Source organism: Streptosporangium sp. OZ121 (assembly GCF_051918885.1).
In the GTDB taxonomy this organism is placed as follows: domain Bacteria; phylum Actinomycetota; class Actinomycetes; order Streptosporangiales; family Streptosporangiaceae; genus Streptosporangium.
Window position 1 is genome coordinate 1 of record NZ_JBPXMC010000014.1, and the last position, 24,399, is coordinate 24,399.

25 protein-coding genes are annotated in these 24,399 nt (G+C 72.0%); 20 read left to right on the forward strand and 5 right to left on the reverse strand.

The window, feature by feature from the left end; genetic code table 11:
• Positions 1–520: 520 nt before the first annotated feature.
• From ACTOQ1_RS23750 to ACTOQ1_RS23780, 7 genes are read left to right on the forward strand one after another with little or no spacing between them, the layout of a single operon-like run.
• Positions 521–1,669: an inositol-3-phosphate synthase gene (locus tag ACTOQ1_RS23750; RefSeq protein WP_440070218.1), complete on the forward strand. Its 1,149-nt coding sequence runs from the start codon at positions 521–523 to the stop codon at positions 1,667–1,669.
• The gene (locus ACTOQ1_RS23755; RefSeq protein WP_440070219.1) at positions 1,669–2,562 is read left to right on the forward strand and encodes an SCO3242 family prenyltransferase; all 894 of its coding nucleotides are present in this window, start codon (positions 1,669–1,671) and stop codon (positions 2,560–2,562) included. The genes ACTOQ1_RS23750 and ACTOQ1_RS23755 overlap by 1 nt, the downstream gene beginning before the upstream one ends.
• Positions 2,559–3,449: a sugar phosphate isomerase/epimerase family protein gene (locus ACTOQ1_RS23760; protein ID WP_440070220.1), complete on the forward strand. Its 891-nt coding sequence runs from the start codon at positions 2,559–2,561 to the stop codon at positions 3,447–3,449. The genes ACTOQ1_RS23755 and ACTOQ1_RS23760 overlap by 4 nt, the downstream gene beginning before the upstream one ends.
• Entirely contained in the window at positions 3,446–4,081 is a 636-nt protein-coding gene (locus ACTOQ1_RS23765) for an EboA domain-containing protein (protein ID WP_440070221.1), read from the forward strand. Before ACTOQ1_RS23760 ends, ACTOQ1_RS23765 begins: the two co-directional genes overlap by 4 nt.
• The gene (locus ACTOQ1_RS23770) at positions 4,081–4,935 is read left to right on the forward strand and encodes a TatD family hydrolase (protein ID WP_440070222.1); all 855 of its coding nucleotides are present in this window, start codon (positions 4,081–4,083) and stop codon (positions 4,933–4,935) included. Before ACTOQ1_RS23765 ends, ACTOQ1_RS23770 begins: the two co-directional genes overlap by 1 nt.
• The gene (eboE, locus tag ACTOQ1_RS23775) at positions 4,935–6,062 is read left to right on the forward strand and encodes a metabolite traffic protein EboE (protein WP_440070223.1); all 1,128 of its coding nucleotides are present in this window, start codon (positions 4,935–4,937) and stop codon (positions 6,060–6,062) included. Before ACTOQ1_RS23770 ends, eboE begins: the two co-directional genes overlap by 1 nt.
• Positions 6,059–7,435, forward strand: a complete 1,377-nt coding sequence (locus ACTOQ1_RS23780) for a nucleotide pyrophosphatase/phosphodiesterase family protein (RefSeq protein ID WP_440070224.1) — start codon at positions 6,059–6,061, stop codon at positions 7,433–7,435. Before eboE ends, ACTOQ1_RS23780 begins: the two co-directional genes overlap by 4 nt.
• Positions 7,436–7,643: 208 nt before the next feature.
• On the opposite strand, the gene ACTOQ1_RS23785 is transcribed toward ACTOQ1_RS23780, so the two are convergent.
• Positions 7,644–8,261 carry a TetR/AcrR family transcriptional regulator gene (locus tag ACTOQ1_RS23785; protein ID WP_440070225.1) on the reverse strand — a complete coding sequence of 206 codons (618 nt, stop codon included), beginning with the start codon at positions 8,259–8,261 and terminating at the stop codon, positions 7,644–7,646.
• Between the two features lie 67 nt (positions 8,262–8,328).
• On the opposite strand from ACTOQ1_RS23785, the gene ACTOQ1_RS23790 reads away from it, so the two are divergent.
• Positions 8,329–8,691, forward strand: coding sequence for an SgcJ/EcaC family oxidoreductase (locus ACTOQ1_RS23790; RefSeq protein ID WP_440070226.1), 363 nt, complete (start codon positions 8,329–8,331; stop codon positions 8,689–8,691).
• A gap of 122 nt (positions 8,692–8,813) precedes the next feature.
• Positions 8,814–9,527, forward strand: coding sequence for an SDR family NAD(P)-dependent oxidoreductase (locus tag ACTOQ1_RS23795; protein WP_440070227.1), 714 nt, complete (start codon positions 8,814–8,816; stop codon positions 9,525–9,527).
• 137 nt (positions 9,528–9,664) lie between these two features.
• On the opposite strand, the gene ACTOQ1_RS23800 is transcribed toward ACTOQ1_RS23795, so the two are convergent.
• From ACTOQ1_RS23800 to ACTOQ1_RS23810, 3 genes are all read right to left on the reverse strand, one after another.
• Positions 9,665–9,988 (reverse strand): chorismate mutase, encoded by a 324-nt coding sequence (locus tag ACTOQ1_RS23800; protein WP_440070228.1) that lies wholly within the window; start codon positions 9,986–9,988, stop codon positions 9,665–9,667.
• Positions 9,989–10,180: 192 nt separating this feature from the next.
• Positions 10,181–11,266, reverse strand: coding sequence for a Gfo/Idh/MocA family protein (locus ACTOQ1_RS23805; protein WP_440070229.1), 1,086 nt, complete (start codon positions 11,264–11,266; stop codon positions 10,181–10,183).
• A gap of 26 nt (positions 11,267–11,292) precedes the next feature.
• Complete coding sequence (locus ACTOQ1_RS23810; protein ID WP_440070230.1) at positions 11,293–11,889, reverse strand: CGNR zinc finger domain-containing protein; 597 nt, start codon at positions 11,887–11,889, stop codon at positions 11,293–11,295.
• 58 nt (positions 11,890–11,947) lie between these two features.
• On the opposite strand from ACTOQ1_RS23810, the gene ACTOQ1_RS23815 reads away from it, so the two are divergent.
• A complete protein-coding gene (locus tag ACTOQ1_RS23815) occupies positions 11,948–12,343 on the forward strand; it encodes a nuclear transport factor 2 family protein (protein ID WP_440070231.1) in 396 nt (131 codons plus the stop codon).
• A gap of 171 nt (positions 12,344–12,514) precedes the next feature.
• Here ACTOQ1_RS23815 and ACTOQ1_RS23820 read toward each other — a convergent pair whose 3' ends face one another.
• Positions 12,515–14,044 (reverse strand): carboxylesterase/lipase family protein, encoded by a 1,530-nt coding sequence (locus ACTOQ1_RS23820; RefSeq protein WP_440070232.1) that lies wholly within the window; start codon positions 14,042–14,044, stop codon positions 12,515–12,517.
• A 293-nt stretch (positions 14,045–14,337) separates the two neighbouring features.
• On the opposite strand from ACTOQ1_RS23820, the gene ACTOQ1_RS23825 reads away from it, so the two are divergent.
• From ACTOQ1_RS23825 to ACTOQ1_RS23870, 10 genes are all read left to right on the forward strand, one after another.
• Positions 14,338–14,760, forward strand: coding sequence for a hypothetical protein (locus tag ACTOQ1_RS23825; RefSeq protein ID WP_440070233.1), 423 nt, complete (start codon positions 14,338–14,340; stop codon positions 14,758–14,760).
• 211 nt (positions 14,761–14,971) lie between these two features.
• Positions 14,972–15,409: an SRPBCC domain-containing protein gene (locus ACTOQ1_RS23830; protein ID WP_440070234.1), complete on the forward strand. Its 438-nt coding sequence runs from the start codon at positions 14,972–14,974 to the stop codon at positions 15,407–15,409.
• Positions 15,402–15,725, forward strand: coding sequence for an ArsR/SmtB family transcription factor (locus tag ACTOQ1_RS23835; RefSeq protein WP_440070235.1), 324 nt, complete (start codon positions 15,402–15,404; stop codon positions 15,723–15,725). The genes ACTOQ1_RS23830 and ACTOQ1_RS23835 overlap by 8 nt, the downstream gene beginning before the upstream one ends.
• Before the next feature lie 180 nt (positions 15,726–15,905).
• Complete coding sequence (locus ACTOQ1_RS23840; RefSeq protein WP_440070236.1) at positions 15,906–16,124, forward strand: hypothetical protein; 219 nt, start codon at positions 15,906–15,908, stop codon at positions 16,122–16,124.
• Positions 16,125–16,422: 298 nt separating this feature from the next.
• Positions 16,423–16,512 (forward strand): K(+)-transporting ATPase subunit F, encoded by a 90-nt coding sequence (kdpF, locus tag ACTOQ1_RS23845; protein WP_344745511.1) that lies wholly within the window; start codon positions 16,423–16,425, stop codon positions 16,510–16,512.
• A gap of 16 nt (positions 16,513–16,528) precedes the next feature.
• Complete coding sequence (kdpA, locus tag ACTOQ1_RS23850) at positions 16,529–18,190, forward strand: potassium-transporting ATPase subunit KdpA (RefSeq protein WP_440070237.1); 1,662 nt, start codon at positions 16,529–16,531, stop codon at positions 18,188–18,190.
• Positions 18,190–20,334, forward strand: a complete 2,145-nt coding sequence (gene kdpB, locus ACTOQ1_RS23855; RefSeq protein WP_440070238.1) for a potassium-transporting ATPase subunit KdpB — start codon at positions 18,190–18,192, stop codon at positions 20,332–20,334. Before kdpA ends, kdpB begins: the two co-directional genes overlap by 1 nt.
• A complete protein-coding gene (locus ACTOQ1_RS23860) occupies positions 20,335–21,171 on the forward strand; it encodes a potassium-transporting ATPase subunit C (protein WP_440070239.1) in 837 nt (278 codons plus the stop codon). It abuts the gene before it with no gap.
• Positions 21,168–23,729 carry a DUF4118 domain-containing protein gene (locus ACTOQ1_RS23865; RefSeq protein ID WP_440070240.1) on the forward strand — a complete coding sequence of 854 codons (2,562 nt, stop codon included), beginning with the start codon at positions 21,168–21,170 and terminating at the stop codon, positions 23,727–23,729. Before ACTOQ1_RS23860 ends, ACTOQ1_RS23865 begins: the two co-directional genes overlap by 4 nt.
• Entirely contained in the window at positions 23,726–24,394 is a 669-nt protein-coding gene (locus ACTOQ1_RS23870) for a response regulator (protein ID WP_440070241.1), read from the forward strand. Before ACTOQ1_RS23865 ends, ACTOQ1_RS23870 begins: the two co-directional genes overlap by 4 nt.
• Positions 24,395–24,399: the final 5 nt, after the last annotated feature.

A 24,399-nucleotide genomic window follows, 5' to 3' on the forward strand; every position in this document is an offset into this window, starting at 1 on the left:
GGCCGTGATCCGCAAGCTCAACGCCATCACCCCGCCCGCCACCGCCTTCGACGCCGCCTTCTCCTCGGACTGAACCCTCAGATCCTCGGACCGAACCCCAGGCCGGAACCCCGGCGGAGACCAGCCGAACTTCCCGGCTGAAACCCGCGCGGCAACCCGGCCTGAAACCCGAACCGACCCCCTCAGGGCGAACCTCCCGGGCCGAAAGTCCCGGCCCGGGATTCCTGACTGAGCTCGCTGACAGAATTTTCTTAAGTTGAGCTGCTGTGACGGAAAAATATAGCCCTGAGACATATATCCGTAATATCCGCACAACGTACGATTCCTTGCACAAGCGGGTCGGACCTCCCGGCTCGACCCGCCGCGGGGTCGTCTCCTTCGTTTTAACGACCACGTATGCCCGCCGTGACATCCCCTCCGACCGGATGGCCGAAATGGTGATGTCCTCGGCACCGTCCGGCCTCGGCCGGGCGGATGAAAACCGTCATCCCCCAGGAGTCGACTCACCATAGGAGGCCAGATGCGTACGGGAGTGTGGCTGGTAGGAGCACGAGGGTCCGTCGCCGTCACGAGTGTGATCGGGGCGCTCGCGGTGCGCGCCGGTCTCGCCCAGCCGACGGGCTGCGTCACGGAACTCCCCGAGTTCGGCGGCGCCGGGCTGCCAGGTCTGGGAGACCTGGTGTTCGGCGGGCACGACATCGTGCCGACCCCGCTGGAGAAGAAGGCGGCCGCGCTGGCCGGAGCCGGGATCGTACCGGCCCGGCTGGTCGAGGCCCTGCGCGACGAGCTCGCCCGCGTCGAGGAGAACCTGAGGCAGGTGCCGCTCGCCGAGAACCAGGCCGCGACAGCGGAGCTGATCAGCGCCGACATCACCGAGTTCCGGCTGCGGCACGGCCTGGAACGGGTCGTCGTCATCAACGTCTCGACCACCGAGCCGGCACCCGAGCCCCATCCGGCCCACGCCGACCTGGAGCTGCTGGAGGCCGAGCTGGCGGTCTCCGGGGACCTGCTGCCGCCCAGCGCCCTGACGGCGTACGCCGCCTTCCGCGCGGGCTGCCCCTACGTGGACTTCACCCCGTCGACGGGCGCCAGGCTGCCCGCCCTGGACCGGCTCGCCGGCCTGCTGGGGCTGCCGTACGGAGGCCACGACGGCAAGACCGGCGAGACGCTCGTCAAGTCGGTGCTCGCCCCGATGTTCGCCCAGCGCAACCTGCGGGTCCGCACCTGGTCGGGGATGAACCTCCTCGGCGGGGGAGACGGCGCCAACCTCGCCGACCCCGCCGCCAACGCCGCCAAGGCCGCCAGCAAACAGCGGGTGCTGGGCGAGACGCTCGGCTACACCCCGCAGGGCGAGACCCGCATCGAGTACGTGGAGGACATAGGCGACTTCAAGACCGCTTGGGACCTTGTCACCTTCGAGGGGTTCCTGGGTACGCCCATGCGCATGGAGTTCACCTGGCACGGCTGCGACTCCGCCCTCGCCGCGCCCCTGGTCCTGGACCTGGCGAGGCTCACGGCGGCGGCGCACCGCTCCGGCCGCACCGGCCCGCTGAGCGAGCTGGCCTTCTTCTTCAAGGACCCGCTCGGTGTGGTGCCGCACGCGCTGGCCGACCAGTGGCGGGTGCTCCGGGAGTTCGCCGGCACCCTCGGCGGAGAGGAGCCGGTCTGATGCCGTCGCTGCGCGACCTCGTGGAGCTCGTGCGCGCCCCCGCCGCCCTGTCCGTACCCGGTGACGTCGTCGCCGGGGCCGCCGCCGGGCAGGTGCTCGGCGGCAGGACCCTCGGCCTGGCCTGCTCCTCGGTCTGCCTGTACTGGGCGGGGATGGCCGCCAACGACTGGGCCGACCGCCACCTGGACGCGGTGGAACGCCCGGAGCGGCCGATCCCGTCCGGCCGCGTGTCGCCCGGCGCGGCGCTCGGGGTGGCCGCCGGGCTCACCGCCGCGGGTCTCGCGGCGGCCGGGCTCTCCGGCGGTCGCCGGGCCCTCGCGGTCGCCGTCCCGCTCGCCGCCGCCGTCTGGTCGTACGACCTGGTGGCCAAGAACACCGCGGCGGGCCCCCTGGCGATGGCGCTGTGCCGGGGGCTCGACGTGCTGCTGGGCGCCACCCCGGGGCGGAGCGTCGCGGAGGCGCTGCCCTCGGCGTTCACCGTCGCGGCCCACACCTACCTGCTCACCGCGCTGTCGCGCGCCGAGGTGTCCGGCTCCGACCGGAGCCTCCCGGTGGCGACCCTGGCCGGTACCGTCGCGCTCGCCGTGGCCACCGCCCTGGGGCGCGGCGAGGCGTCGTCGCAGCCGCAGACCGCACGCGCGGCGCAGGTGGTGCGGGCCGTGCAGGCGGGCCTCACCGGCTGGTACGCCGCCAGGTTCGGCCTGTCCCAGGCCCAGGCGGTCGCCGAGCCGTCGGCCTCCCGGCTGCGGGCCGCCGTCGGCACCGGCATCGTCGCGCTGCCCGCCCTGCAGGGCGCGCTCGTCGCCCGCAGCGGCGCCACCCGCGAGGGCATCGCGGTCGCGGCGGCCGTCCCGCTCGGGCGGGCCCTCGCGAGGAAGGTGTCCCCCACGTGAGCTCCGGCAGCACCGGCATCAGCACCGGTACCGGCGCGGGCACCGGGCCGAGGTTCGGCTACGGCACCAACGGGTTCGCCAACCACCGGCTCGCCGACGCGCTCCGGGTCATCGCCGACCTCGGCTACCAGGGCGTCGCCCTCACGCTCGACCACGACCACCTGGACCCGTACCAGGAAGGGCTGGCGGGCAGGGTCGCGGCCACGGCCGACCTGCTGCGCGACCTCGGGCTCGGCGTGGTCGTCGAGACCGGGGCCCGCTACCTGCTGGACCCGTGGCACAAGCACGCCCCCACGCTGCTGCACGACGAGCGCGAGACGCGCCTGGACTTCCTGAACCGGGCGGTCGCCATAGGCGCCGACCTGGGAGCCGAGGCGGTGTCGTTCTGGGCGGGAGTGCGTCCGGAGGCGGTCGACGAGGCCACGGCCTGGGCCAGGCTCGTCGACGGCTGCGCCCGGCTCGCCGAGACGGCCGGCGCCGCCGGCGTGCCGCTGGGCTTCGAACCCGAACCCGGCATGCTCGTCGAGACGATCGCCGGATGGCGCAAGCTCCACGCCGAGCTCGGCGAGCCGCCGGGGTTCGGCATCACGCTGGACATCGGCCACTGCCGCTGCCTCGAACCCGACCCGGTCCCCGACTGCGTCAGGGCCGTCGCCGAACACCTGGTCAACGTGCAGATCGACGACATGCGCCGCGGCGTGCACGAGCACCTGGAGTTCGGCGAGGGGGAGATCGACTTCCCTCCCGTGCTGCGCGCCCTGACCGGCTGCGGCTACCGGGGCCTCGTCGCGGTCGAGCTGCCCCGCCACTCGCACGCCGCGCCGCAGGTGGCCGCCCGATCCCTGGACTTCCTGCGTGCGGCCGCCGCAGAAGGGACGAACGCATGACCCCACGACCGAGCATCCAGACGGACGGCCTGCTGAAGGCGCTCGACCAGGAGTGGCTCGCCGGCGCGCGCGAAAGCGTCGCCGCCAAGCCCGAGAGCGTCACGCGGCACTTCGCCTCCGCGGGACGGCGCGCCGGACGGGCACCGCTGCCGGACGCACCCGGCTGGACCGCCGACGAGGCGGCGAGGGCCGTCCTGCTCGCCGCGCTCCCGCCGGACGCGGTGGCCGGGCAGGTCGCCGACCTCTACCGGTACGGCGACGCCGACGAGAAGCGCGCCGTGCTCAAGGCCCTGCCGCTGCTGCCCCTCGGCGCGGAGGCGGTACCGCTCCTGCACGACGCGATCCGCACCAACGACACCCGCCTGGTGGCCGCCGCCCTCGGCCCCTACGCCCGCCACCTCGACCAGACCATGTGGCGGCAGGCGGTGCTCAAGTGCGTGTTCATGGGCGTGCCGCTCGCCGCCGTGGACCGGCTGGAGGAGCGGGCCGACGCCGAACTGGCCGGGATGCTGGCCGCGTTCGCCGAGGAGCGAACCGCGGCCGGGCGCCACACCCCCGACGACGCGACCGCACTGCTCGACCGCCTGACCAGCGAGAAGTCCGACCGTCCGACCAGCGAGAAGGAGGCCTGATGCGGATCTTCGACCCGCACATCCACATGACGTCGCGCACCACCGACGACTACGCGAGGATGGCCGCCGCCGGGGTGCTCGCCGTCGTGGAACCCGCCTTCTGGCTGGGCCAGCCGCGCACCAACCCCGGCTCGTTCACCGACTACTTCGACTCGCTGATCGGCTGGGAGCCGTACCGCGCGGGGCAGTTCGGCATCCTGCACCACGCCACCATCGCGCTGAACCCCAAGGAGGCCGGGGACCCGCGCTGCCGGCCCGTGCTCGACCTGCTCCCGCGCTACCTGGAGAAGGACCGCGTCGTCGCGGTGGGCGAGATCGGCTACGACTCGATGACCCCCGCCGAGGACGACGCCTTCGAACGGCAGCTCGCGATGGCCGTCGACCACGAGCTGCCCGCGCTCGTGCACACCCCGCACCGCGACAAGGCCAGGGGCACCCAGCGCACCCTCGACGTCGTCGCCTCGTCCGGCATCGCGCCCGGACGGGTCGCCGTCGACCACCTCAACGAGGTCACCGCGGGCATCGTGCACGACTCGGGCTGCTGGATGGGCTTCTCCATCTACCCCGAGACCAAGATGTCGCCGCCCCGCATGGTGGAGATCCTGCGCGAGCACGGCCTGGAGCGGGTGCTGGTCAACTCCGCCGCCGACTGGGGCGTGTCCGACCCGCTGCTCACCCTGGAGACCGGCAGGGCGATGCTGGAGGCCGGGTTCAGCGAGGACGACGTCGACCGGGTGCTCTGGCGCAACCCCGTGGAGTTCTACGGCCAGTCGGGACGCCTGGACCTGTCCGAGGTCGCCGGGGCGCGGGAGGCCACGTTCGAGGGCAGTTCCATCAAGCGCGGAGGGTCTTGATGCGGCTGCGTCACCCCGGCGGACGGACGTTGCACCTCAGCTACTGCACCAACGTGCACCCGGCCGAGGACCTCGACGGCATCGTCGAGCAGCTCGACACGTACGCGGTGCCGGTCCGCGCCCGCCTCGGCGCCGAGACGCTCGGGCTCGGGCTCTGGCTGGCCGCGCCCGTCGCCGCCGCGCTCGCCGCCGACCCCGCGCTGCTGGCCGGGTTCCGCCGCGAGCTGGACGCGCGGGAGCTGGAGGTCGTGACGCTCAACGGCTTCCCCTACCGCTCGTTCCAGGACCCGGTGGTCAAGCACGCGGTCTACCACCCCGACTGGACCACCTCCGAACGGCTCACCTACACCCTCGACCTGGCGAACATCCTGGCCGCCCTCCTGCCGGACGACGCCGCCAGGGGGTCGATCTCCACGCTCCCGCTCGCCTGGCGCGACCCCTGGGACGAGGACATGGCCGGCCTCGCCATGAGCAGGCTCGACGAGCTCGCCACCGGGCTCGGCGCCGTCGAGTCCGCCACCGGCCGCGTCATCAGGGTGGCGTTCGAACCCGAGCCCGGCTGCGTGGTGGAGACCACCGGGCAGGCCGTACGCGCCCTGTCCGGCGTCGACACCGACCGGCTCGGCGTCTGCCTGGACCTCGCCCACCTGGCGTGCGCCTGGGAGCGGCCCGCCGACGCGCTGCGCCAGTACGCCGAGGCGGGCCTGCCCGTCGTCAAGGTGCAGGTCTCCGCGGCCCTGGAGAGCGACGACCCGGAGACCCTGCGCGAGTACGTCGAGCCGCGCTTCCTGCACCAGACCCGCAACGCGGCCGGCGACGACGCCGACGACCTCGACGAGGCGTTCGAGCGGAAGCTGCCGGGACCGTGGCGGGTTCACTACCACGTACCGCTGCACGTCGCACCGCAGGCGCCGCTCGGCACCACCGTGCCGGTGCTCCGCGAGGCCCTCGCGGAGCTGGTCGGCGGCCCCGAGCCGCTCTGCGACCACTTCGACGTGGAGACCTACACCTGGGGCGTGCTGCCACCCGCGCTGCGCCCGCAGACCCCCGAACAGCTCGCCGCGGGCATCGCCGACGAGCTGGACTTCGCCCGCGCCGAGATGCGCGATCTGGGAGTGAAAGCATGACATCGTTGCTGGTCCTCGACGTGGTGGGACTCACCCCGAGACTGCTGGCGCACATGCCCAGGCTGCGCGCCGTCGCCGACGGCGGTTTCCAGGCCGAGCTCGGCACCGTGCTGCCCGCCGTCACCTGCTCGGCCCAGTCGACCTTCCTCACCGGCGTCGCGCCCACCGAGCACGGCGTCGTCGGCAACGGCTGGTACTTCCGCGAGCTCGGCGAGGTCCTCCTGTGGCGCCAGCACAACGCGCTGGTCGGCGGGGACAAGCTGTGGCACGCCGCCCGGCGCGAGCGGCCCGGCTTCACCGTGGCCAACGTGTGCTGGTGGTACGCGATGGGCGCCGACGTCGACTGGACGGTCACCCCCCGGCCCATCTACCGCGCCGACGGGCGCAAGGACCCCGACTGCTACACCTACCCGCCGGAGCTGCACGACGAGCTCACCGGCAAGCTGGGCGCCTTCCCGCTGTTCACCTACTGGGGCCCGGGCGCGGGAATCGCCTCGTCCACCTGGATCTGCCGCGCCACCGAGCAGATCATGAAGGACCACGACCCGGATCTCACCCTGGCGTACGTGCCGCACCTGGACTACGACCTGCAGAGGTTCGGCCCGTCCGACCCGCGCTCGGCCGCCGCCGCCTCCGAGCTCGACACCGTGCTGGCCCCCCTGCTGGACGCCGCCGCCGCGCGCGGGACCACCGTGGTGGCCCTGTCGGAGTACGGGATCACCGACGTCTCCCGCCCGGTCGACGTCAACCGGCTGCTGCGGACCGAGGGGCTGCTGGAGGTCTACACCCAGGACGGCATGGAGTATCTCGACCCCTGGACCTCCCGCGCGTTCGCCGTCGCCGACCACCAGGTGGCCCACGTCTACGTCGCCGACCCCGCCGACATCCCGGCCGTCGCCAAGCTCTGCGCGGGCCTGCCCGGGGTCGCCGAGGTGCTCGACGAGGAGGGCAAGGCCAGGAACGGGCTGGCGCACTCCCGCTCAGGGGAGCTGGTCCTCGTCGCCGAGCCGGACGCCTGGTTCACCTACTACTACTGGCTCGACGACGCCCGGCGTCCCGACTTCGCCAACCTGGTCGAGATCCACCGCAAGCCCGGCTACGACCCCGCCGAGCTGTTCTTCGACCCCGCCGCCCCCGGCGCCGCCAAGCGCAGGGCCGCCGTGGCGTTGTTGCGCAAGAAGACCGGCATGCGCTACACGATGAACGTCGTCGGCCTCGACGCGGGCGCCCGCGCCATCCGGGGCTCGCACGGCCGCCTGCCCGACAACCCCCTCGACGGGCCGGTGCTGCTGTGCTCCGACCCGTCCGTGGCCAGCGACCAGATCGCGGCCACCGAGGTGAAGGACCTGCTGCTCCAGCTGTCCCTGCGCTGAGCGGCTTTTCAACGGCGCCGCCCGCCTGTGCCTTTCACCCCCCGGGCGGGCGGCGCTCTCCACCTTCTCCTCGCACGCCTTCCGGACGGGTCGCACGTTCTCCCGCACGCGGGGCCGGCCGCGTCCGGGCTCCCGGGCGGGAGAACACTCCCGACGGCGCGCGGCCGCGCATCCCGGTCGCCGGCCTGCCCGTGCCGAGGGCGCCGTCCTAGGCGGCGGTCGCCCCCTCCGGCAGGCGGGCGCCCAGCAGGGCCAGGCAGTTGACCCACATGGTGTCGAGGCCCTGGGTGTCGTTGTACAGCTTCGCGAAGAGCACCTGGCCCTCGAGCTGCGCGACCACGGCCCGGGCGGCCGCGGCGCTGTCGGCCACGGTGACCTCGCCGCGCTCGCGCGCCTCCTCGACGACGGTCCGCACCATGTCGACCTGGGCGTCGAAGACCTCCTGCAGGCGGGCGCGGATCGGCTCGGTCCGGTTGCTCAGCTCCAGCGTGAGGTTGCCGAACATGCAGCCGGAGACGGTGCCGCACGACTGCTTCCCCGCGCGCTGCTCGGCCGCGGTCGCGTCGAACAGCCGGCGCAGCCGCTCCAGGGGGGCGCCGTCGCCGTCGAGGATCACCTTCCAGCTGTCGCGCTCCTCGTTCCACTCCTCGTCGATGACAGCCAGGACCAGAGCTTCCTTGGACTCGAAGAAGTAGTAGAAGCTGCCCTTGGGGACGCCGGCGGCCTTGCAGATCTCCGCCACCCCGAGTGCGGAATACCCGTTCAGCTCGACCAGCCGCCGCGCGGTGGTGAGGATCTTTTCCCTGGCGTCACTGGTCCGTCCCATATGACAAGTGTACGACCGGTCGTCTATGTTTTCCACTAGACCGGTCGTCTATAAACGGAGGGTAATCATGAGTCATCCGATGCCTGTGATCCTGGAGCGATGGAAGGCCGCGTTCGACGGTCACCGGCCGGACGCGATGGCCGAGCTGTTCACCGACGACGCGCTGTTCTTGGGCTTCCTCCCGGAACCGGCGTCCGGCAGGGAGGCCGTGCGCGCCTACTACGCGGCCGTCCCGCCCGGCCGCACGGCCGACGTGAGGATCCTGCACACCTACGCGCTCGGGGAGGAGGTGGCGGGCGGCTTCGCCGCCGTCTCGTTCCGTGCCGACGGTGAGGACGAGGTGCCGGTGAACCTCTCCCTGGTCCTGGTGCGCGACGGAGACGCGTGGCGCATCCGGCAGTACCACGTCTCGCGCGTCCTCGATCGGTAGCCGGCGCGCCCGCGGAGGCCCGGTTCCGGGGCCGGGCGTCCGCCGCCCCCAGGTTTTGACGAATACTAGACCGGTCGTCTACATTGAAATAGTAGACCAGTCGGCTAGTAAGGAGTCATCATATGAACACGCAGGAGCAGAAGGTCGCGATCATCACCGGGGCCTCCCAGGGCATCGGCGCCGGCCTGGTCGCCGCGTACCGCCGGCTGGGTTACGCCGTCGTCGCGACGTCGCGCTTCATCGCGCAGCCCGAGGACCCGGAGATCCTCGCCGTCCGGGGCGACATCGCCGACCCCGGCACCGCGGAGAAGCTCGTCGACGCCGCGATCGGGAAGTTCGGTCGCCTCGACACCGTGGTCAACAACGCCGGGATCTTCATCGCCAAGCCGTTCACCGACTACACCGACGACGACCTCGCGATCTACCTCGGCGTGAACCTGACCGCGTTCTTCCAGGTCACCCGGCGGGCCGTCCCGCACCTGCTGGCCCACGGAGGCGGCCACATCGTCAGCATCACCACCAGCCTGGTCGACCACGCCAACTCCAGCGTGCCGTCGGTGCTCGCCTCGCTCACCAAGGGCGGCCTGCAGTCGGCCACGAAGTCGCTCGCGGTCGAGTACGCCGGCCGCGGCCTGCGGGTCAACGCGGTGTCGCCGGGCGTCATCCGGACCCCGATGCACGCGCCGGAGACGCACGAGGCCCTGGCCACCCTGCACCCGGTCGGCCGCCTGGGCGAGATCCCCGACGTCGTCGACGCCGTGGTCTACCTGGAGAACGCGCCGTTCGTGACGGGCGAGATCCTGCACGTCGACGGTGGCCAGAGCGCCGGTCACTGACCTCTTCCGGCGAGACCCCGGCGGGGGTGGGGGCCTCTCCGAGACGGCTGTTCCCGGACCGCGGCTCTGGGGCCGGGGCTTTGGGGCCGCGGCTCTGGGACGGCTTCCGGGGCGGCGGCGCGCGGGCGGCGCACCCGTCAGGCGCGGGCGGCCAGCTCGTGGTGACGGATCACCTCTTCGATGATGAAGCGCAGGAACTTCCTGGCGAACTCCGGATCGAGCTTCGCCTGCGCGGCGAGCGCCTGGAGCCGTTCGATCTGCGCCGCCTCCCTCACGGGATCGGCCGGGGGGAGCCGGTGGGCGGCTTTCAGCTCACCCACCTGTCTGGTGCACTTGAAGCGCTCCGCGAGGAGGTGGACCAGTGCCGCGTCGATGTTGTCGATGCTGTCGCGAAGATCGCGAAGGCGGGCGAGGGTCGGATCGGCGCTGTGCCGGTCGTCCTCGAGAGACTGGTCGTCCATTCGCTTCTCGCCTCCGCTCGGATCGGTGGTGGAGTCCGTCGTCCCGCCTCGGCGGGTGTCGGCGGGCCGGAGGTCTCCTGGCGGGCGCGACCACGCCGGCCGGGCCAATCGGGTGACCGGTGAAGATTACACCCGCGGGCGCGGCGGGGCCGCGACCGGGCCGCCGGGCCGTGTCCGCGAGGCCGGCGAGGGCTACCGCGCCCAGGCCTCGCGGCCGGTGGTCACATCGGCGCCGGTGCGCAGGGACTCCTCGATCGCCAGGCCGATCAGGTGGTCCTGGCAGCCGTCGGCCAGGGAGTAGGGCTCCGGGGCCTCACCCCGGCACCAGGACGTCATCCGGCACAGGAGCGAGACGACGGCCAGATCGTCCTCGGAGAAGTGCGCGCCCCGATGGTCGTTGCGGTAGACCACGCGCCCGTCGAAGCTGATGTGGTCCAGTTCGCGGCCCTCCAGGTTCAGGTCGATCCCGGTCTGGCGCCGGATGAGCCGCGACTCCACCGGGGTCCTGGGGTCGGCCAGGCGCACCACGCTGTCGTCCACGATCTCTCCCAGCGATCCCCGGACGACGACGCGCCGGGCGCGCAGCGGGTTCCACCACTGGTTGTCGGTGAAGTCGTAGAGCCCCATCCCCTCGGCGAACTCCAGGGTGGCGATCGTGGTGGCCGCCTCCTTCGGCGTGGAGTCACCCGTCCAGCCGTCCCTGGACAGCGGGTCGGCCAGCGGGGCGGTGAACGAGCGCGCCGTCACCGTGGTCTCCCCGAAACCGGCCCCGAGCAGGTGCCGGATCAGGGAAACGGCGTGGTACAGGTGCGTCGAGGAGATCTGCGCGGAGGTCACCTGCCCGATGATCCCCTCGCGGACGAGCGCGAGCCTCGCCGCGTGTCCCGGCATGTACGAGTACTGCTCGGCGACCTGCACCAGGCCGCTGGATCCGACGGCCGACCACAGGTCGCGCAGCCCGTCCAGGTCGGCCGCCGGGGGCGTCTCCGCCAGCACCGGCACGCCGAACCCCACCAGTTCCTTCGTCACCTCCGGGGTGACCGGCCACGGCACCGAGGGAATGACGAACTCGGGACGTCCGGCGGCGAGCATCTCCCCGACGGAGCGGAACGCCGGCACGCCCCAGGCGGCCTCGACCTCGGCGCCGCGCTCCCGCGACCTGGTCACCACGCCGGCCACCGACAACCGCCCGGGCAACTGCCTGGCCAGGCGCACGAAGAACTCCGAACGCCACCCGCTGCCGACCAGGCCGAAACGTCCTGCTGACTGTGAGGTCATCACACTTCCTTGAAAGGGGGGCGTCGTCAGCCCGTCGGGTGGCGGTCGCGGCGGGTGCGGAGCTTGTGGCGGTTGCCGCAGCGGTCCATCGAGCACCAGCGCCGCGCCCCGGGGCGGGAGGTGTCGAGGAAGAGCAGGTAGCAGCGCTCACCCCCGCACATCCTGATCCGGTCGAGGGCAGGGCCGCCGAACACCTCGATGGCGTCGCGGGCCACCGCGGAGAGGAACTGCGCCCCGGTCACGGGGGAGGCCCAGCCGCGATCCAGGGCGGTGCCGATGACCGGGACGGGCGGCGGCGCGGCGGCGGCCTCGTTCAGCGTGGCGAGATCGGCCTCGGAGAAGGCGCGCGAGCCCGTGGCGGCGGTCACGGCGAGCCGCTGGACGGCGGCACGCAGGCGGAGGGCGGCGGCGAGGTCACCGGGGGAGACCTGGACGAGGTTTCCGAGCCCCGCCCTGGAGTGCGGGATCCAGGCGGCGAGGTCGCCGGGCGTGTGGAGCCGCTCCCATTTCGAGAGCTCCCCCTCGCCTCCGGTGACGAGAAGCTCCAGGCACAGCGTGCCGGCGTCGAACCTGAAGCGCTGCCCGTCGAGCGGGGTGAGCTCCATACCGGTTGCCAGGGTCATGGACCGAGTGTAACACTTGACACCGGTTAAACCAGTGTCAACGAGAGGGAGCGCGACGATGAGCCCTGGGCGTGAGCAGGCCGAGCGTGAGCTGATCGAACTGTCCGAGCGGGCCTGGGAGGCCAACAGGAACGGCGACGCGGAGTTCTACGACCGCTTCCTCACCGAGGCGCCGCTGAGCGTGTCGCAGTGGGGGATCGTGGACGACCGGGAGGCGATCCTGAAGGGGTTCGCCGAGAACCGCAACCCGTACACGCGCACGGACCTGAGCGACCATCGGGTGACCGTGCTGAACGACGGCGGCGCGACCCACACCGCCACCGTGGAGATCGACGTGCTCGTCAACGGCACGGACAAGCAGACCATGAGAATCTTCGCCACCACCGTGCTGACCCGCCGCGACGGCGAGTGGAAGGCCGCCCTGTTCCAGATCACCCCGGCGCCCGCCGGGTGAGGCGCGTCCCGGTCAGATGATCATCGAGGTGACGCGACTCCACGAGCGGTTTTCGGTAGCGTGCCGCTTCAGACGGCATTCATGTCGTAAATGGCAATCATCCGAAATGAGAGTATTCGCCAAGGTGGATTTCTCCGGCGGTGTGGGCGAATCGCCCACACCGCTCCACATTCACCGCGCGAGCAGCGGGAGCGCCGGGAAGGCGTGGTCCTGCCACAGCAGCCGCGAGGCCTCTTCCGGGTAGGCGGCCACCGTCGACGGCGTGTCGAAGAGCTGTGCGAGGCGGTGGCGGGTGTCGTACGGGGGCCAGCCCGGGTCACCGTGGGCGGCGAACGCCGTCCACGCCCCGCGGATCCGCGCGGACAGCTCCTCCGCCGCCGGGGAGGGCGGGTCGCCGATCAGCATGGCGGGCTGTCCGCCGCTCAGGTTGCCGAAGACGAGCGGCACGTCCAGGCCGTGGCAGGCGCCGAGGGCACCGCCCAATCCCGGGGCGGGCCAGGTCAGCTCGTAGAGGTGGGCCCGGCCGCCGCCGGCGATCTGCGCGTCGGCGAGGTGGAGGCTCGGCATGCGGAACAACCAGTCGGCGTTGACCAGCTCGTACAGCTCCTCGTCGGCCGCGACCGGGAACGCCTGGCGGTACCGGCGTGCACCGTCCGGGCCGGGGGCGAGCATGTGCAGAGCGGCCTCGGCCTGCTCGTGCGTGACCTGGCCGAGCACGCCGTCGATCAGGCTGAACAACCGGTGCTCGTCACGAGTGTGCCCGACGAGAAGCCCGACGTCCCGGGCGGCGCCGTCGGCCAGCGCCTGCCAGGGGGTCGCCGGCAGGACGTCACCGTCGACAACCGGTGCGAACGGGATCGGCCGGTGTGTGATCTGCCCCCAGCGCTCCCGCCACTGGACCGTCTTGGCGAAGATCGCGTCGCCCGCGGCGGGCAGCCGGTCCGGGGCCACCGCCGACAGGCCGGACACCGTGGGCCGTACCCCCAGCTCGGCGGCGCAGGCGGCGGCGATGTCGGCGGCCAGCTCGGGGGAGAAGAACGTCCCCGGCACGCTCTGCGCGACCGCCCGGTGGAAGAGCCCGGCGGCTCGCGGCATGGCGAGCAGCGCGGCGACCGATCCGCCACCCGCCGACTGGCCGAAGATCGTGACCCGGTCCGGATCGCCGCCGAACACCCGGATGTTGTCCCGCACCCACCGCAGGGCCGCGACCTGGTCGAGCAGCCCCCGGTTGGCCGGGGCTCCGCCGATCTGCGCGAACCCCTCGACACCGAGACGGTAGTTGAGGGTCACGACCACGGCTCCGCTCCCGGCCAGGTGCCCGGCGTCGTATTCCGGGAGGCTGGAGTCGCCCATGGCGTAACCGCCGCCGGGGATCCACACCATCACCGGGAGCCCTGCCGCCGGATCCGGTTCCGGTGTCCAGACGTTGAGCGTCAGCCAGTCGTCGCCGGCGGTGTCCCGGGACACCCCGAGCACGCCGGACTGCGGGGGCGGCGGGCCGTACGCGACCGCCGGGCGCACACCGTCCCAGCCGCGCACCGGCTGCGGCGCGGCGAAACGGAGGGGGCCGACCGGCGGCTCGGCGAACGGGATGCCGCGGAAGACCGCCAGGCCCGCCTCCCGGCCGCCGCGCAGGACGCCGGCCGCCGTGCGGACCTCCGGCCCGGACTCGGACGGCTTGTCGGATGCGGTGACGGCCATTTTCGCGGTTTCCTCTCCCTGCCGGCCCGGTCGAGCATCCCAGCACGCGCCATCCGCGGGCAAAGCATTTAGGGCGCGGCCCGCATGAGCCTGAAAAACCGCGTTGAATTAATCTTGAACGCTTTCCGGAAACGATCCTCCCGCGCCGATTCCGCCGGCCGGTACGCAGGCGACAGCAGACCAGTGCTCGTGTTCACAGGAGGATGGTGGCCGTGTCAGCTACCTCGCCAGAAGAGTTGCACGATGAGACCCGTCGTCCATCGCCGAGTCGGCGACGGCGGTGGGTTCGCCGTATGGTGATCGTGTTCACGCCGATCCTTCTGCTTTACGCGCTCATCATGGCGCCCGCGTGGTTTCACAATCATCTTCTTGATGGTCTCGCGGACCGGATTCTGAGCCATCCCCTCCCGCCGGGGAGCGACTTCGGCGATTACGAGAGGCAGGGCGTGGTGATGCCCGGTGGTGGCCACAAGGACACGTGCGGCTATCGGGTCCGTTTCGATCTCCACACATACAGATCGGCAGAGGAGGTGCTGAAGCACTACCAGGCAGCGAAGATCGAACCTGTTGAGGGGAACAGGCCGTTTGAGATCAACGTGTGGACGCTGTCTCGGTCACAGCCTTCCCCGTTGGAAGACGGTGGTCGTCAGCGGATCATCGTCGAGATCCAGGACAACGGTCACGACGGCGGAGGCTGGGATGTCCGTTGCTGGTGAGTGCCGGCGAGCGCCGGAGCGGGTGACGGGAGTCGAACCCGCGCTGCCGGCTTAGGGAATCTCCCACGCATCCGGTCGCTGAGCTGGGAAGGCGCTGATCTCATACCTGGCAGTCTCACGAATTCGAGCGGTCAAGAACAGCCCCGTTGACGCAACCAGTTGATTGCCATATATTCAGTAGCAACCAACTAGTTGCTACATGGAGGCGGACATGACATTCCCCGATCGCATCGAGCGCACGGTCCAGCTGGCTCACTCGCCGGAGCGGGTCTGGGCGGCGCTGACCACCGCCGAGGGCCTGGGCACCTGGTTCGGGAACCGCGCCGAGGTCGACCTGCGCGTCGGCGGCGAGGCCAAGCTCGTCTGGGACAGCGGCGACACCGCCACCCTCACCATCGAGCGCCTCGAGCCGCCGCGCGTCTTCGGCTACACCTGGCCGGTCGCCGGCCTTCCCGACGGCGATCCGCGACGCACCTACGTGGAGTTCACGCTGGAGCCCGCCGGCGCCGGCACCACGCTGACCATGGTCGAGAGCGGGTTCGCGCAGCTGCCGGACGCCGAAGCCCACGAGGCGGCCTACTCGGGCAACACCAAGGGCTGGACGAACGAGCTGGGCGAGCTGGTCGCGTACCTCGACGGACATGGCTGACCTGGAGGCGGTGGCGCAGGAGGTCTTCACCGCCCTGGCCGATCCGAGCCGGCGGGGGATCCTCGCCGCGCTCGCGGCCGGGGGGCCGGCCACCGCGACGGATCTGGCCGCCCAGCTGCCGATCACCCGGCAGGCCATCGCCAAGCATCTCGCCCTGCTGGCCGAGGCGGGGCTGGTGGTGGCCGAGCCGGGGGAGCGGCGCCGGGTCCGCTACCGGGTGGACTCCGCGCCGATGAAGGTGGCCCAGCAGTTCCTCGCCGTGCTCGCCCGCGACTGGGACGGTCCGCTGGCCGCCCTGCAGGACCGGTTGAAGTAGGGGCGCGGCGCCCGGCCGGTTGAAGCAAGGACCGGGGCCCGGCCGGTCGCGGTGAGGGCCGGCGCCCGGCCGGCCGGTTCCCGCGCGATCTCGCCGGCCGGCCTCGCGTAGTGCCTGGCCGTTCTGCCCGCCGAACTCGTCGTCCGGGTCCCGGCCGACCCCGTCCGAAGGGAGTGTCCGATGTTCGATCCAGTCGCGATGATCTTGGCTGACAAGGCGACCAGACGTCACGTGCTGTCCGCCCGTCCGAACGCGCCCGTGGTGCCCGAGCGCCCGCGGCGGCGGCGCGGCGCCGCGATGCGCCGGCTGACCGCGGAGGCGCTGCGCCGCCTCGCCGACCGGGTCGAGCCGGGCTGCATGAAACCGCGCCGGGCGGACACCGCCGCGCCGGCGTCGTAACCGCTCGCGCCCCGGACCGGATCCCGTACGGCTGCCGCGAGACCGTACGGGATCCGGTCCGGGGTCGTCCGGGTCTCGCGTAGGGGAGGCGTCAAGCCTCGGGGCCGGGGCGTATGGGACCCGTCAAGACGCGCGGTAAGTGCGAAAAACGGCGGTTTCCTTACGTGTGCCCCGCCCGTCGGGCGGTGGCGAGTGAACCCCGGATTCGAGGAGTGGGGATGGCAGACGTCATCTTCGTCGCCCTGACGGTCACGGTTTTCGTGATCCTCGGGCTGGTCGTCAGGGCGGTGGAACGGTTGTGAGCGCCGTCAACGCCGTCGGCCTGGTGGTGGTCGCCGGTCTGGTGATCTTCATGGTCGCGGCACTGCTCTTCCCGGAGCGTTTCTGATGAGGGAGCGCTCCTGATGTCCTCGACCACGGCCGGGATCCTGTTCATCGGATCCCTCGTCGTCGCCCTCGCGCTGGTCCACCGGCCGCTGGGCGACTACATGTACCGCGTCTACACCGGTACCAGGCATCTCGCCGTCGAGCGGGTGATCTACCGGCTCGTCGGTGTCCAGCCGGACGCCGAGCAGAGGTGGGGCGTCTACGCCCGCGCCCTGCTGGCGTTCTCGGCGATCTCCATTCTGTTCCTCTACGGGCTGCAGCGGCTGCAGGACAGGCTGTTCCTGTCGCTGGGCCTCGCCCCGGTGCCCGACCACGTCGCCTGGAACACCGCCGTCAGCTTCGTCACCAACACCAACTGGCAGGCGTACTCGGGCGAGTCGACCATGGGCCACCTGGTGCAGATGTCCGGCCTGGCGGTGCAGAACTTCGTGTCCGCCGCGGTGGGCATGGCGGTGGCGATCGCGCTGGTCCGCGGCTTCGCCCGCAGGAGGACCGAGGAACTCGGCAACTTCTGGGTGGACCTGGTCCGCGGCACCGTCCGCGTCCTGCTGCCGCTCGCCGTCGTCGGCGCGGTCGTGCTGCTGGCCGGCGGCCTGGTCCAGAACTTCGCCTCCCCGCACGAGGTGACCACCCTGACCGGCGGCACCCAGGCGATCACCGGCGGCCCGGTGGCCAGCCAGGAGATCATCAAGGAACTGGGCAACAACGGCGGCGGGTTCTACAACACCAACTCGGCCCATCCGTTCGAGAACGCCACCGCCTGGACCAACTGGGTCGAGATCTTCGCGATCTTCCTGATCCCGTTCGCGCTGCCCCGCACGTTCGGCCGCATGGTCGGCGACACCCGGCAGGGCTACGCGATCGTCGCGATCATGGGAACCCTGGCGCTGGCGAGCGTCGCGCTGCTGACCGGGCTGGAGATCGCCCACGGCGGCACGGTCCCGCAGGCTGTCGGCGCGGCGATGGAGGGCAAGGAGGTGCGCTTCGGCGTGCCCAACTCAGGCACCTTCGCCGCCGCCACCACGCTCACCTCCACCGGGGCGGTCAACTCCTTCCACGACTCGTTCACCGCGCTCGGCGGCATGCTCACGATGTTCAACATGATGCTCGGCGAGGTCGCCCCCGGCGGCGCGGGCGCGGGCCTGTACGGCATGCTCGTCCTCGCCGTGATCACGGTCTTCGTGGCCGGGCTCATGGTCGGCCGCACCCCCGAGTACCTGGGCAAGCGGATCGGCTCGCGCGAGATCAAGTTCGCCGCGATGTACTTCCTGGTCACGCCGCTGCTCGTGCTGACCGGCACGGCGCTGGCGATGGGCTCGGCCGAGCAGCGGGCGAGCATGCTCAACAGCGGCCCGCACGGCTTCTCCGAGGTGCTGTACGCCTTCACCAGCGCGTCCAACAACAACGGCTCCGCGTTCGGCGGCATCACCGTCAACACGCCGTGGTACGACGTGGCGCTCGGCCTGTGCATGGCCTTCGGCCGCTTCCTGCCGATCGTCTTCGTTCTCGCCCTGGCCGGATCCCTGGCCAGGCAGGCGCCGGTGCCCGTCTCGGCGGGCACGCTGCCCACGCACCGCCCGCAGTTCGTCGGCATGGTCGTCGGCGTGACGGTGATCCTCGTCGCGCTGACCTTCCTGCCCGCCCTGGCGCTCGGCCCGCTCGCGGAAGGAATCCAGTGATGCCCGCCCAGACGCTCGAGGCGCCGGGCCGTACCCCCGCCTCCAAGGACGGCAAGCGGGACGGAAAGGTGGGCGGCGGCCTCCTCGATCCCCGGCAGCTGGTCACCTCGCTGCCCGAGGCGGTCAGGAAGCTCAACCCGGTCACGCTCTGGCGCAACCCGGTGATGCTGATCGTCGAGATCGGCGCGGTCTTCACCACGGTGCTCGCCGTGCTCACCCCGTCGTTCTTCGCCTGGGCCACCGTGGTGTGGCTCTGGCTGACGGTGATCTTCGCCAACCTGGCCGAGGCCGTCGCCGAGGGGCGCGGCAAGGCCCAGGCGGCGACCTTGCGCGCCGCCAAGCGCGACACCACGGCGCGGCGGCTGCGCGGGCGCGACTCCGCCGAGTGGGACGTCGTCGGAGCCCCCGAACTGCTGCGCGGCGACCTCGTCGTCGTGGAGGCCGGGGAGATCATCCCCGGTGACGGCGACGTGGTCGAGGGCATCGCCTCGGTGGACGAGTCGGCCATCACCGGCGAGTCCGCCCCGGTCATCCGCGAGTCGGGCGGCGACAGGTCGGCGGTGACCGGCGGTACCAAGGTGCTGAGCGACCGGATCGTCGTCGAGATCACCCAGCGGCCCGGCGAGAGCTTCATCGACCGGATGATCGCCCTGGTCGAGGGCGCCGACCGGCAGAAGACGCCCAACGAGATCGCCCTCAACATCCTGCTGGCCGCTCTGACGATCATCTTCCTGGTCGCCACCGCGACCATGCAGCCGCTGGCGATCTACGCCAAGGCCCAGAACCCCGGCGTACCGGACTCGCTCGCCCTGACCGGGGACGGCGTCACCGGCATCGTGCTGGTCGCGCTGCTGGTCTGCCTCATCCCGACCACCATCGGGGCGCTGCTGTCGGCGATCGGCATCGCGGGCATGGACCGCCTCGTCCAGCGCAACGTCCTCGCGATGAGCGGCCGCGCGGTCGAGGCGGCGGGCGACGTCAACACCCTGCTGCTGGACAAGACCGGCACCATCACGCTGGGCAACCGGCAGGCGTCGGAGTTCCTCACCGCCCCCGGCGTCTCCGCCGACGAGCTGGCGGCGGCCGCGCAGCTGGCCAGCCTCGCCGACGAGACCCCCGAGGGCCGCTCCATCGTGGTCCACGCCAAGCAGGCGTACGGCCTGAGGGAACGCGAGCCCGGCGAGCTCGCGCACGCCGAGTGGATCGGGTTCACCGCGCAGACCCGGATGAGCGGCGTCGACCTCGACGGCCGCCAGGTCCGCAAGGGCGCCGCCACCGCGGTGATGAAGTGGGTACGCGAGCGCGGCGGCCACCCCACCGACGAGGTGGGGAGCATCGTCGACGCCGTCTCCGGCTCAGGCGGCACCCCGCTGGTCGTCGGGGAGTTCGTCGAAGGGAAGGCGCGCGTCCTGGGTGTCGTCCACCTCAAGGACGTCGTCAAGCAGGGCATGCGCGAGCGCTTCGACGAGATGCGCAGGATGGGCATCCGCACCGTCATGATCACGGGCGACAACCCGCTGACGGCGAAGGCCATCGCCGACGAGGCGGGCGTGGACGACTTCCTCGCCGAGGCCACGCCCGAGGACAAGCTCGCCCTGATCAGGTCGGAGCAGGAGGGCGGCAGGCTGGTCGCGATGACCGGCGACGGCACCAACGACGCGCCCGCGCTCGCCCAGGCCGACGTCGGGGTGGCGATGAACACCGGCACCTCGGCCGCCAAGGAGGCCGGCAACATGGTCGACCTCGACTCCAACCCGACCAAGCTCATCGAGATCGTCGAGATCGGCAAGCAGCTGCTCATCACCCGCGGCGCGCTGACGACCTTCTCGATCGCCAACGACGTCGCCAAGTACTTCGCGATCATTCCCGCGATGTTCGCGGCCGTCTACCCGGGCCTGGACGCGCTGAACGTCATGCGCCTGTCCAGCCCGCAGTCGGCGATCCTGTCCGCGGTCGTCTTCAACGCGGTCGTCATCGTGGCGCTGATCCCGCTCGCCCTGCGCGGCGTGCGTTACCGCCCCTCCAGCGCCTCGAAACTGCTCAGCCGCAACCTCTACGTCTACGGTCTGGGCGGCATCGTCGTGCCCTTCGTCGGCATCAAGCTGATCGACCTTCTCATCCAGTTCCTTCCGGGGATGTCTTAAATGGAACGCCTGCCCAGCTGGATCCGCCGGCATCTCGCCGCGCTCCGCGCGCTGCTCGTCCTCACCCTGGTCACCGGGGCCCTCTACCCGCTGGTGATCACCGGCGTCGCCCAGGCCGTGTTCGACGGCGGCGCCGACGGCTCCCTCGTCCGGAAGGACGGCAGGGACGTCGGCAGCGCGATCGTCGGCCAGAGCTTCACCGACGCCGACGGCAGGCCGGTCGGCCGCTACTTCCAGAGCCGGCCGTCGGCGGCCGGTGACGGCTACGACACGCTCTCCACCTCCGCGAGCAACCTCGGGCCCGAGGACGTCGTGGACGTCTTGGGGGCTGGGGGGAGACAGAGCCTGCTCACTCAGGTCTGCGCCCGCTCCAGGGCCGTCGGGGAGCTGGAGGGGGTGAGCGGCGCCCGGCCGTACTGCACGCCCGACGGGGTCGGCGCCGTGCTGAAGGTCTTCCCCGCCGCCGGCGCCCCCACCCGGGCCGTCAGCGTCAACCAGGCCTGCCCCGCGACCCCGTTCGTCGCCGAGTACCGCGGCGTGAAGGTCGAGTGCGGCAGGCCCGGCGAGGACTACGCGGCCGGGCGCACCGTCCCGGTCCGGGGCACGGCCAGGGCCGTGGTGCCCGCCGACGCGGTCACCGCGAGCGGCTCCGGCCTCGACCCGCACATCTCCGTCGCGTACGCCGACCTCCAGGCGGCCCGCGTCGCCAGGGAGCGCGGCATGCCGGTGGAGACGGTGCGGCGGCTGATCGCGGCGAACACCACCGGCCGCCCCCTCGGCTTCATGGGGGAGCCGGCGGTGAACGTCCTCGAACTCAACCTGGCCCTCGACCGATGAACGGGGGGCGAGGGCGGCTGCGCGTCTATCTCGGAGCCGCGCCGGGTGTCGGCAAGACGTACATGATGCTCTGCGAGGGCCGCCGCCGTCTCGCACGAGGCACCGACGTCGTCGTGGCCCTCGTCGAGACCCACGGCCGCCCTCGCACCGCGGAACTCCTCGACGGCATGGAGGTCGTCCCGCGCGCGAGCATGGTCCACCGGGGGAGCGCGTTCACCGAGCTCGACGTGGACGCCGTCATCGCCAGGAGGCCCAAGGTCGCCCTGGTGGACGAGCTCGCCCACACCAACGTGCCGGGCTCGCGCAACGCCAAGCGCTGGCAGGACATCGAGGAGATCCTCGACGCGGGCATCGACGTCGTCTCCACCGTCAACATCCAGCACCTGGAGTCGCTCAACGACGTGGTCGAGGAGATCACCGGGGTGGCCCAGCGCGAGACGGTACCCGACGAGGTGGTGCGCCGCGCCGACCAGGTGGAGCTGGTGGACATGGCCCCGGAGGCGCTGCGGCGGCGGATGGCGCACGGCAACGTGTACGCGCCGGAGAAGGTCGACGCGGCCCTGTCGAACTACTTCAGGGTCGGCAACCTGACCGCGCTGCGCGAGCTGGCGCTGCTGTGGGTGGCGGGCAAGGTCGACGCCCAGCTCGACCGCTACCGCGCCGAGCACGGCATCGCCGGCACCTGGGAGGCGCGCGAGCGCGTCGTGGTCGCGCTGACCGGCGGCCCGGAAGGCGACACGCTGGTGCGGCGGGCCGCCAGGATCGCGGGCAGGAGCAAGGGAGCCGACCTGCTGGCCGTGCACGTCACGCGCGCCGACGGCCTGGCCGGGGCCGATCCGGCGAGCACGGCCCGCCAGCGCACGCTGGTGGAGGACATGGGCGGCACCTACCACCAGGTCGTCGGCGACGACGTCCCGGGCGCCCTGCTCGACTTCGCGCGCGGCGTCAACGCCACCCAGCTGGTGCTGGGGGCCTCCCGGCGCGGCCGGTTCGCGCAGATCCTCTCCCGGGGGGTCGGGGTGACCACGACCGCGCGGTCCGGCTCCATCGACGTCCACATGATCACCCACGACGAGGTGAAGCGGGGGCGCGGCCGCGCCCCGTCGCGGGCCGCGCTGACCCGCACCCGCCGGGTGGCGGGCTGGCTCCTCGCGATCCTCGGGCTCCCGCTCCTGACGCTGGCGCTGCATCCCTTCCGCGGCGACGTGAACCTGCCGAGCGACATCCTGCTCTTCCTGCTCATGGTGGTCGTGGTCGCCCTGGCCGGAGGCATGTGGCCGGCCGTCACCGCCGCCGTGCTCGGCTTCCTGCTGCTCAACTACTTCTTCACCGCGCCGGTCGACCGCTTCACCATCGCCGACCCGGAGAACCTGTTCGCGCTGAGCGTCTACGTGCTGGTGGCCGTCATGGTGAGCGCGGTCGTGGACGTCGCCGCCCGCCGTACCCGGGAGGCGGCCCGCGCCCGCGCCGACGCCGAGGTCCTCTCCACCCTGGCCGGGCACGTGCTCCGCGGCGAGCACGCGCTCGCCTCGCTGCTCGCCCGGCTGCGGGAGACCTTCGGGCTCGCCTCGGTCACCCTGCTGGAACGCACCGGCGAGCCGGGTTTCGACGACCAGTCCGATCCCGAGGCGTGGCGGATCGTGGCCACCGCCGGTGAGGCGCCCTGCACCTGCCCGGGGGGCGCGGAGACCGACGTGGCCATCGACGAGCGGCTCGTCCTGGCCATCCGGGGCAGGCTGCTGGAGGCCTCCGACCGGCGGGTGCTGGAGGCGTTCGCCGCCGAGGCGGCGGTGGCGCTGCGCCAGGACCGGCTGGCGGCGGAGGCGGAGCGGGCCAGGCCGCTGGCCGAGGCCGACAAGATGCGCACCGCGCTGCTCGCCGCGGTCAGCCACGACCTGCGCACCCCGCTCGCCTCGGCCAGGGCGGCCGTGGAGAGCCTGCGCAACACCGGCATCGACTGGTCGCCGCAGGACAGGGAGGAGTTGCTCGCCACGGCCGACGAGTCCCTGATCAAGCTGGACCGCCTGGTGGCCAACCTGCTCGACATGAGCCGCCTGCAGGCGGGGGTGCTCGGGCTGAGGCTGGAGCCGACCGCGCTCGAGGAGATCGTGCCGCGCGCCGTCGACGACCTCGGCCACCTGTCCCGGCGGATCGACGTGGACCTGCCCGCCGAGCTGCCCGAGGTCGTCGCCGACCAGGCGCTGCTGGAAAGGATCCTGGTCAACCTCATGTCCAACGCCGTCCGCTACAGCCCCGAGGACCGCAAGGTCCTCGTCATGGCCGGAGAGTACGGCGACCACGTGGAGATCCGCGTCGTCGACCGCGGCACGGGCATCCCGCCCGACGCCTACGACCGGGTCTTCATGCCCTTCCAGCGGCTCGGCGACCGCGACAACCACACCGGCGTCGGCCTGGGCCTCGCGCTCTCCCGGGGGCTCGCCGAGGCGATGGCCGGCACCCTGCTACCGGACGAGACCCCAGGGGGTGGTCTCACCATGATCCTGACACTTCCCGTTTCCTCCCGCGCGCGGGCACGCGCCTCGGTGGAGCAGCCGTGACCCGCGTCCTCGTCGTCGACGACGAGCCCCAGCTCCTGCGCGCCCTGCGCATCAACCTCGCCGCGCGCCACTACGACGTGGCCGTGGCCCCCGACGGCGGCGGGGCCCTGCGGCAGGCCGCCGACTGGCACCCCGACCTGGTCGTGCTCGACCTCGGCCTGCCCGACCTCGACGGGATCGACGTCATCCACGGCCTGCGCGGCTGGACCACCGTCCCGATCATCGTGCTCTCCGGCCGTACCGGAGGATCCGACAAGGTCGACGCGCTGGACGCCGGGGCCGACGACTACGTCACCAAGCCGTTCGGCATCGACGAGCTCCTCGCCCGCATCCGGGCGGTCTCCCGGCGCAGCACGCTGCACGACGCGGAACTCGCCCAGATCCGCGTCGGCGACCGGATCGTGGACCTGGTCGGCAAGACCGTCTCCGGCGGCGTACGGCTGACCCCCACCGAGTGGCACCTGCTGGAGATCCTGGTCCGCAACCCCGGCAAGCTCATCACCCAGCGGCGGCTGCTGACGGAGGTCTGGGGTTCCAATTACCTCAAGGAGACCCACTACCTGCGCCAGTACATGGCCCAGATGCGCAAGAAACTGGAACGCGACCCGGCCCGCCCGGTCCACCTGCTCACCGAGCCCGGCATGGGGTACCGCTTCCAGCCCTGACCGGC

Bases quoted from the DNA above. Each gene is read 5' to 3' on its own strand.
- ACTOQ1_RS23815 (WP_440070231.1), top strand. From the start codon at position 11,948: ATGAGCCCTGGGCGTGAGCAGGCCGAGCGTGAGCTGATCGAACTGTCC.
- ACTOQ1_RS23865 (WP_440070240.1), top strand. From the start codon at position 21,168: ATGAACGGGGGGCGAGGGCGGCTGCGCGTCTATCTCGGAGCCGCGCCG.
- ACTOQ1_RS23800 (WP_440070228.1), bottom strand. From the start codon at position 9,988: ATGGACGACCAGTCTCTCGAGGACGACCGGCACAGCGCCGATCCGACC.
- ACTOQ1_RS23750 (WP_440070218.1), top strand. From the start codon at position 521: ATGCGTACGGGAGTGTGGCTGGTAGGAGCACGAGGGTCCGTCGCCGTC.
- ACTOQ1_RS23780 (WP_440070224.1), top strand. From the start codon at position 6,059: ATGACATCGTTGCTGGTCCTCGACGTGGTGGGACTCACCCCGAGACTG.
- ACTOQ1_RS23785 (WP_440070225.1), bottom strand. From the start codon at position 8,261: ATGGGACGGACCAGTGACGCCAGGGAAAAGATCCTCACCACCGCGCGG.
- ACTOQ1_RS23765 (WP_440070221.1), top strand. From the start codon at position 3,446: ATGACCCCACGACCGAGCATCCAGACGGACGGCCTGCTGAAGGCGCTC.
- ACTOQ1_RS23810 (WP_440070230.1), bottom strand. From the start codon at position 11,889: ATGACCCTGGCAACCGGTATGGAGCTCACCCCGCTCGACGGGCAGCGC.
- kdpB (WP_440070238.1), top strand. From the start codon at position 18,190: ATGCCCGCCCAGACGCTCGAGGCGCCGGGCCGTACCCCCGCCTCCAAG.
- ACTOQ1_RS23825 (WP_440070233.1), top strand. From the start codon at position 14,338: ATGGTGATCGTGTTCACGCCGATCCTTCTGCTTTACGCGCTCATCATG.
- ACTOQ1_RS23835 (WP_440070235.1), top strand. From the start codon at position 15,402: ATGGCTGACCTGGAGGCGGTGGCGCAGGAGGTCTTCACCGCCCTGGCC.
- ACTOQ1_RS23790 (WP_440070226.1), top strand. From the start codon at position 8,329: ATGAGTCATCCGATGCCTGTGATCCTGGAGCGATGGAAGGCCGCGTTC.
- kdpA (WP_440070237.1), top strand. From the start codon at position 16,529: ATGTCCTCGACCACGGCCGGGATCCTGTTCATCGGATCCCTCGTCGTC.
- ACTOQ1_RS23860 (WP_440070239.1), top strand. From the start codon at position 20,335: ATGGAACGCCTGCCCAGCTGGATCCGCCGGCATCTCGCCGCGCTCCGC.
- ACTOQ1_RS23795 (WP_440070227.1), top strand. From the start codon at position 8,814: ATGAACACGCAGGAGCAGAAGGTCGCGATCATCACCGGGGCCTCCCAG.
- ACTOQ1_RS23830 (WP_440070234.1), top strand. From the start codon at position 14,972: ATGACATTCCCCGATCGCATCGAGCGCACGGTCCAGCTGGCTCACTCG.
- ACTOQ1_RS23840 (WP_440070236.1), top strand. From the start codon at position 15,906: ATGTTCGATCCAGTCGCGATGATCTTGGCTGACAAGGCGACCAGACGT.
- ACTOQ1_RS23770 (WP_440070222.1), top strand. From the start codon at position 4,081: ATGCGGATCTTCGACCCGCACATCCACATGACGTCGCGCACCACCGAC.
- ACTOQ1_RS23805 (WP_440070229.1), bottom strand. From the start codon at position 11,266: ATGACCTCACAGTCAGCAGGACGTTTCGGCCTGGTCGGCAGCGGGTGG.
- ACTOQ1_RS23820 (WP_440070232.1), bottom strand. From the start codon at position 14,044: ATGGCCGTCACCGCATCCGACAAGCCGTCCGAGTCCGGGCCGGAGGTC.
- ACTOQ1_RS23755 (WP_440070219.1), top strand. From the start codon at position 1,669: ATGCCGTCGCTGCGCGACCTCGTGGAGCTCGTGCGCGCCCCCGCCGCC.
- eboE (WP_440070223.1), top strand. From the start codon at position 4,935: ATGCGGCTGCGTCACCCCGGCGGACGGACGTTGCACCTCAGCTACTGC.